Raw genomic sequence first — 6237 nt, forward strand, 5'->3', positions numbered from 1 at the left:
CTCAGGTCGGGTTGCGGCGAGCCTGCATGGCCTTGCCCATTTGCTCCAGGGCGGCGTCGCCCAGCAGGCGGCGCGCCATGGGCAGAAGCTCTTGGTCTTCGCACACCAAATGCTCGGCATAGCCTTGTACAAAGCCCTGAACAGCGTGCTCGGGAAGGTTGACCGGGTCACCCTCATGCAGCTTGACCAGTAACGGACGCAGGCTTTGCCATTGGCTTTCAAGCAGGCGATGTTCTGCGGAAAGCTTGTCGAACAGGCCGCGCAAGCAGGTGGCGTCTGAGCCGGCGACCGATTCAAGCAGGGCAGGGAAGAGGTCTTCTTCTTCGTCGGCATGGTGATACAGGGCCGGGCCATCGAAATAGCGCAATATGCTTTGTGCCGCGCTGCGGGCTTGCTCATCGGCGCCGTGTAGCGCCACATGCCCGGGCAGGCGCGTCAAGGTGTCGCAGCGGCTGCGCAGCTTGTCGTGACATGCCGACAGCATGTCGACAGGCTCATCGAAGCCGGCAGAGGGTGAACTGAACCCTGGAATGGCTTGAACCATGGCTTATCCTTTGAGGGGGGCGGCATGCCTGGCAAAATTGGCTTTACAACTAGACATTCATACCTTGCCGCCGGGGCGTTATGCTGGCTATGAATAAGCGTACACTAGCCTTCGTTCCAATGTCACGGTATTCAAAGAGCAATCAATACAAGTGGGAAGCAAGCGATGCAAGAGTCAACGATACAGGCTCCACGTTGGGGGTTGGACAATATTCCCTTCCAGCAGATAGATGTTTCAGAGACACGAGGCCACGAAGACCTTTTTTACCTGGTCACCAGCGCGTCCTTCATCGAGATAGCCTCCGATCTATACACGAGCAATCTCATTCAACACTTTGCGGGCGACGAAGACGTGGTGAGCTGGCTTCAAGATCACTGGCAGCACGAGGAAATGCGCCACGGCTACTCATTGCGAGACTATGTCCGGAAAGTATGGCCCGAATTCGATTGGCAAAGCGCCTATGATTCGTTTTTTGACGAGTACTCGCGCATGTGCACCATGGAAGAATTTGAGCCCACCCGAGGGCTGGAGATGGTCGCACGATGCGTTGTCGAGACGGGCACTGCCACCTTCTATACCGCGCTCAGCCAGCATGCCACAGAGCCCGTTTTATCGGGCATAGCGGCTCGCATCCGTGCCGAAGAGGTTGGTCATTACAAGCATTTTTACCAGTACTTCAGGCAATACTGCGCGCAAGAGACCCCCAGCCGGTGGCGGGTGTTGGGCGCCATACGACGGCGGGTGCTTGAAGCGCGTAATTCCGATGCCGAGGTGGCCTTATGGCACGTTTACGCTCACAGGAACCCGGGCGCCGACAGACAGGCCGACAAAAAAGCTTTCCAGAACGTGCTCAAGGGGCTTGGGAAGGCGGTCAAGCAGCATTATCCCGTGAATATGGCCGCGAAAATGGTGCTGCGGCCACTAAGCCTGCCGCCTCGGGTCAATCAGGTGATAGAAGGGCCCTTGTCCCGGGCCGCAAGCTTGTTGTTGCGTTGAGCCTGGGCGTGCCTTGCCTAGGGCTTGGAATCCAGCACCCCGTGCAGGCGCAGATAATGCTGGACACGCTCCAGCCGTGTTTCGGGGTCGCGCAGGCGAAGCAGGTTTTGCCTTTGCATTGCGGTTAACGGCAGCAACTCGCCCCAACGATCAGCCACCCAGCCGCACTCGTCCAGCCTGAAAGGCGCAGCGACGGGCATGGCTTCGAGCGGAGCGCCTTCTTGCTGCAGACTGGCGATAAGCCTGCCAAGCGCGTCGGCGCTGGCCTGCAACGAGGCAGGGATCGGCGTGGACGCATCGGGGTCCAGAGGTGCTCCGCTTCCCACCCACAGGCCGAACTTCTCTTGCCGGCTGTCCAGCAATTCAAACGGAGTCGTGCCGATGCATCGCAAGTGGATCAGCGCCGGCATGGGGGCATGCCAGGCATCGATGCGCGCCATGGTTCCGGCATTGCTCAACTTCTCGACGCCGTCCGGAGAACGCACCTCGCGGCCTTCGAGCAGGCCCACCACGCCGAATTCGCTGCCTTTTTCGATACATCGGCGGATCATGTCCAGGTAGCGAACTTCAAATATCCGCAAGTGCAGCACGCCATTGGGAAACAGGGCGCGGCCAAGAGGGAATAGGGGTATTTCTTCCATGGATAACGTCTTTTGATCTAAGGCTTGCATACAGAATATAGGGGTTAACTATAAATTGTTTGCACGATAGTAATTGCGTATAGTATTTGACTCGAGCGGGGTAAGCCTGCTGCGGCGCTTTGCTCATCAGCGCCGTTCGCAACAATGATGGAGACAGTAGTGAATATGCCTGAAATTCAAGGCGAGCGCTTGTTTGCCGAGCCCGCCGTCAATGTCGAGACGCGTGCCGATGGCGTCATGGTGCTTGATAATCCCGTGCCGCTCGAGCCATATGCCCGTTGTGTGGGCGAATATCTCGAACATTGGGCGCAACAGGCCCCGGACCGTAAGTTTTTGCAAGAGCGCGGGCCCACAGGCGCGTGGCGGGGCGTTACGTACCGGCAGGCATTGGAAAAAGTGCGATGCATCGCCGGCTGGCTGCTTCAGCATCACAAGCGTCCCGAACACCCTGTGTGCGTTCTAACCGACAACAGTGTCGAGCACGGCTTGATCATGCTGGCATGCATGCACGTAGGCATTCCGTATTCTGCTGTGTCACCGGCCTATTCGCTGGTATCCAAAGACCATGCCAAGTTAAAGAACCTGATCGAACGGCTTGATCCCGAGTTCATCTACGCAGGAGGCGTCGAGCGCTTTTTGCCCGCCCTGGAATCCATCAAGGGTTTGCATCAGGCTGCACTGATCGTATCCGACGAAGACGCTGCCCCTGAAGGCGCCTTGCGGTTTGCAGAGCTGCTGCAGGGCAAGGATGATGCGGCCGTCGAGGATGCCTACCGCAAGGTGGGGCCCGACACGATTGCCAAAATCCTGTTCACGTCGGGCTCTACCGGCTACCCCAAGGGCGTTCTTAACACCCAGCGCATGATGTGCTCCAGCCAGCAGGCGAAGCGGCAGGTGTGGCCCTTTCTTCTCGACCATCCGCCGGTGCTGCTCGATTGGCTGCCATGGAACCACACCTTTGGCGGCAATCACAACTTCAATCTCATATTGGCCAACGGCGGCACACTTTATCTTGACAGCGGCAAGCCGCTGCCGGGGCTGTTCGACCAGTCGATTCAAAACTTGCGCGAGGTTGCCCCTACGCTGTACCTGAACGTGCCTCGCGCCTTCGACATGCTTCTACCCGTGCTGCGCACCGACGCCGAACTACGCAGCAAGTTCTTCTCTAATTTGCAGGTTATTTTCTACGCCGCCGCGGCGCTGCCTCAGCATTTGTGGGACGGCCTGATCGAAATTTCCAAGCAAGAGCTGGGTTACGCCGTGCCCATGGTGACGGCCTGGGGCTCAACCGAAACCTCGCCGCTGGCCACTGACTGCCATTTTCAGGCCGAGCGTTCGGGCGTCATAGGCCTTCCTGTTCCGGGCGTGTCGATCAAGCTCATTCCCAGCGGCGACAAGCTCGAAGTTCGTGTCAAGGGGCCGGTCATTACACCCGGCTACTTCAAGCAGCCCGAAGAAACCGCCAAGGCGTTCGACGAAGAAAACTACTATCGCATCGGCGATGCGGCGCGCTTTGCCGACCCCCGGAACCCGTCGGCCGGCCTGATGTTCGACGGGCGGGTGTCCGAAGATTTCAAGCTCACTACCGCAACCTGGGTCAGTGTGGGCGCCTTAAGGGTCAAAGGCATCGAAATGCTGGCGCCGGCCGTGCAGGATATTGTCGTCGCCGGCCACGACCGCGACTCGGTCGGTTTTCTGATCTTTCCGAACGTAGCGGCCTGCCGCAAGCTGGCCGGCCTGGACGACGCTGCTTCGACGGAGCAGGTCATCGCCCATTCCGCCGTCATCGAACATATCACCAAAGGCTTGAACGCCTTGCGTGACGCCGGCACGGGCAGTTCAACTTTCGCAGACCGGGCCATCATGCTTACCACCCCGCCCGCCGTGGACAGCGGCGAGATCACCGACAAGGGCTATATCAACCAGTCGGCGGTTCTTAAGGCCCGCGCGCAACTGGTAGAGAAACTCTATGGCGATGAAGCCGATCCGTTGATCATCCGGTTGTAATCATGGATCAAAAGCCACAGTTTGCCGTCGAGGCGCCTGACCTGCAGCAGCGGGTCGCGCAACGAGTGCGGGCCGCTCGCGCCGCCCGTGCCATGTCCATGAAGCAGCTGGCGCGTGAATCGCGCATATCCTTGCCTTATCTTTCGCGTGTCGAGCGCGGCGAGGGCAATATCTCGCTAGCCGTTCTGGGCAAGCTGGCCGGTGCGCTCAACCTTTCTGCCGAAAGCATGTTGGCCGACAACGAACGCTACGGGGCTGACTACGCCTTGATCATCGAGGTGCTCAAGCGCCAGCCTCCGTCACGCTTGCGAGCCATACGCAAGGCCTTGCTCAGTGAGGCTGCCGGGCAGGCCGCTCCGCGCCGCATCGCATTGGTCGGCATGCGCGGCGCGGGGAAATCCACCCTCGGTCCCTTGCTGGCCCAGCGTCTGGGCTTGCCTTTCGTTGAGCTCAACAAAGAGGTCGAGAAAGAGGCCGGCATAACATTGGATTTGATTTTTTCAATTTACGGCCAAGCGGGTTTCCGCCAACTTGAAAAACGATGCCTGGACCGCGTCATCGCGCAGTATCCCGAGGTCGTGCTGGCTACCGGCGGGGGCATCGTCGTAGAGCCGGCCACCTACGAACTGTTGCTGCATTCGTTCTTCTGCGTATGGCTGCACGCCGAGCCGCAAGAGCATTTCCGGCGAGTCATGGCGCAACATGATGCTCGCATCGCCACTCCAGAACTGCACGAAGAGGCAATAGCCAATATCGTCGGCGCGCTCGACGCCCGCCGTAAATTGTATTCCTTGGCACACGCCGAAATCGACACCACAGGCCGTAAGGTCGAGGACCTGGTTCAACAGCTTGACGCCCTTTTTCAAAAGCGTGTTTCAGGAAACCAAGCCTTGACACAGATCTTGTGCGCCTGAGCGTGTACCCCTTTTCTTCCAGGAGTAAAAAATAATGCAGCGAAAAGTGAAACGCGTAGCCGTCGTGGGCACGGGCGTTATCGGCGCCAGTTGGACCGCTTACTTCCTGGCCCAGGGGCTGGATGTCGACGCCACCGACCCTTCCGAAGGCGCCGAGCAGCGCCTGCGCGAAACAGTGGCTCGGCTATGGCCGAATATGGAGCACATGGGCTTGCGACCAGGTGCTTCGCAAGACAGACTGCGCTTTCATGCCGACCTAGTTGACGCGCTCAAACAAGCCGATTTCGTCCAAGAGAACGGTCCCGAAGACGAAAACCTCAAGATCGACCTGTTTCGCCGCATGGACGACGCCTGCCCGGCCGACGTCGTGCTGGCGTCCAGTTCGTCTGGCTTGCTGATCAGCAAGGTGCAGTCGGCCTGCAAGCATCCGGGGCGTGTGGTGCTTGGACACCCATTCAACCCCCCACATCTGATTCCCTTGGTCGAGGTGATAGGGGGCGAGCACACCTCTGAAGAGGCGTTGAGGGCCACGATGGATTTCTATGAGTCCATCGGCAAAAGTTCGGTGAATCCGCGTAAAGAGGTCAAGGGGCACATTGCCAACCGCCTGCAAGCGGCTTTGTGGCGGGAGGCCTTCCATTTGGTGGACCAGGGCGTCGCCACCGTGCGCGATATCGATGTAGCCATTTCGCACGGGCCAGGCCTGCGGTGGTCTTTGCTTGGCCCCTTCATGAACCTGCACTTGTCGGGAGGGCAGGGCGGCATCGAGCACTTGCTGGACCACTTGGGCGCGCCCATCGAAGACTGGTGGAAAGATCTGGGCTCGCCTTCCATGACGCCCGAGCTGAAACGCAAAGTGGCGGAGCAGGTTCGCGAGGTGCTGGCTGATCACGATGAAACGCGCTTTGTGCCTGAGCGCGACCGTCTGCTGCTGGATCTGATCGCCGCCAAGAAGGATTCCGGGCAATTACCTTAATCGTCCCATGTCGAGAATACGCGAGTCAGCCACCCAGAGAGCGGATAACAACAATCTCAGCAATCCAAGAATCCATGCCTCTGAAGTAGCATATCTTGCAACTAAAGAATCCATGCCTCTGAAGTAGCATATCTTGCAACTAAAGAATCCATGCCTCTG

General features: G+C 58.8%; 6 protein-coding genes. 4 read left to right on the forward strand and 2 right to left on the reverse strand.

What is annotated here, in order from left to right; translation table 11 throughout:
- Nucleotide 1 precedes the first annotated feature (1 nt).
- Nucleotides 2-544 carry a hemerythrin domain-containing protein gene (locus tag ACIY1O_RS12180; RefSeq protein WP_397475363.1) on the reverse strand — a complete coding sequence of 181 codons (543 nt, stop codon included), beginning with the start codon at nt 542-544 and terminating at the stop codon, nt 2-4.
- 165 nt (nt 545-709) lie between these two features.
- Here ACIY1O_RS12180 and ACIY1O_RS12185 point away from each other — a divergent pair, with 165 nt between their 5' ends.
- On the forward strand, nt 710-1540 hold the full coding sequence (locus tag ACIY1O_RS12185; protein WP_397475364.1) for a ferritin-like domain-containing protein: 831 nt from the start codon (nt 710-712) through the stop codon (nt 1538-1540).
- A gap of 17 nt (nt 1541-1557) precedes the next feature.
- Here ACIY1O_RS12185 and ACIY1O_RS12190 read toward each other — a convergent pair whose 3' ends face one another.
- Nucleotides 1558-2181, reverse strand: a complete 624-nt coding sequence (locus tag ACIY1O_RS12190; RefSeq protein WP_397475365.1) for an LON peptidase substrate-binding domain-containing protein — start codon at nt 2179-2181, stop codon at nt 1558-1560.
- A gap of 165 nt (nt 2182-2346) precedes the next feature.
- On the opposite strand from ACIY1O_RS12190, the gene ACIY1O_RS12195 reads away from it, so the two are divergent.
- Genes ACIY1O_RS12195 through ACIY1O_RS12205 form a run of 3 tightly spaced genes read left to right on the forward strand, consistent with a single transcriptional unit; the run spans nt 2347 to nt 6078 of the window.
- Complete coding sequence (locus ACIY1O_RS12195) at nt 2347-4188, forward strand: feruloyl-CoA synthase (RefSeq protein ID WP_397475391.1); 1842 nt, start codon at nt 2347-2349, stop codon at nt 4186-4188.
- Between the two features lie 2 nt (nt 4189-4190).
- Entirely contained in the window at nt 4191-5102 is a 912-nt protein-coding gene (locus ACIY1O_RS12200; RefSeq protein ID WP_397475366.1) for a shikimate kinase, read from the forward strand.
- Nucleotides 5103-5136: 34 nt separating this feature from the next.
- Nucleotides 5137-6078 (forward strand): 3-hydroxyacyl-CoA dehydrogenase NAD-binding domain-containing protein, encoded by a 942-nt coding sequence (locus ACIY1O_RS12205; protein ID WP_397475367.1) that lies wholly within the window; start codon nt 5137-5139, stop codon nt 6076-6078.
- The last annotated feature ends 159 nt before the right edge of the window (nt 6079-6237 follow it).

This window comes from Pusillimonas sp. (assembly GCF_044464525.1).
In the GTDB taxonomy this organism is placed as follows: domain Bacteria; phylum Pseudomonadota; class Gammaproteobacteria; order Burkholderiales; family Burkholderiaceae_B; genus Pusillimonas.

Bases quoted from the DNA above. Each gene is read 5' to 3' on its own strand.
- ACIY1O_RS12180 (WP_397475363.1), bottom strand. From the start codon at position 544: ATGGTTCAAGCCATTCCAGGGTTCAGTTCACCCTCTGCCGGCTTCGAT.
- ACIY1O_RS12190 (WP_397475365.1), bottom strand. From the start codon at position 2,181: ATGGAAGAAATACCCCTATTCCCTCTTGGCCGCGCCCTGTTTCCCAAT.
- ACIY1O_RS12205 (WP_397475367.1), top strand. From the start codon at position 5,137: ATGCAGCGAAAAGTGAAACGCGTAGCCGTCGTGGGCACGGGCGTTATC.
- ACIY1O_RS12200 (WP_397475366.1), top strand. From the start codon at position 4,191: ATGGATCAAAAGCCACAGTTTGCCGTCGAGGCGCCTGACCTGCAGCAG.
- ACIY1O_RS12185 (WP_397475364.1), top strand. From the start codon at position 710: ATGCAAGAGTCAACGATACAGGCTCCACGTTGGGGGTTGGACAATATT.
- ACIY1O_RS12195 (WP_397475391.1), top strand. From the start codon at position 2,347: ATGCCTGAAATTCAAGGCGAGCGCTTGTTTGCCGAGCCCGCCGTCAAT.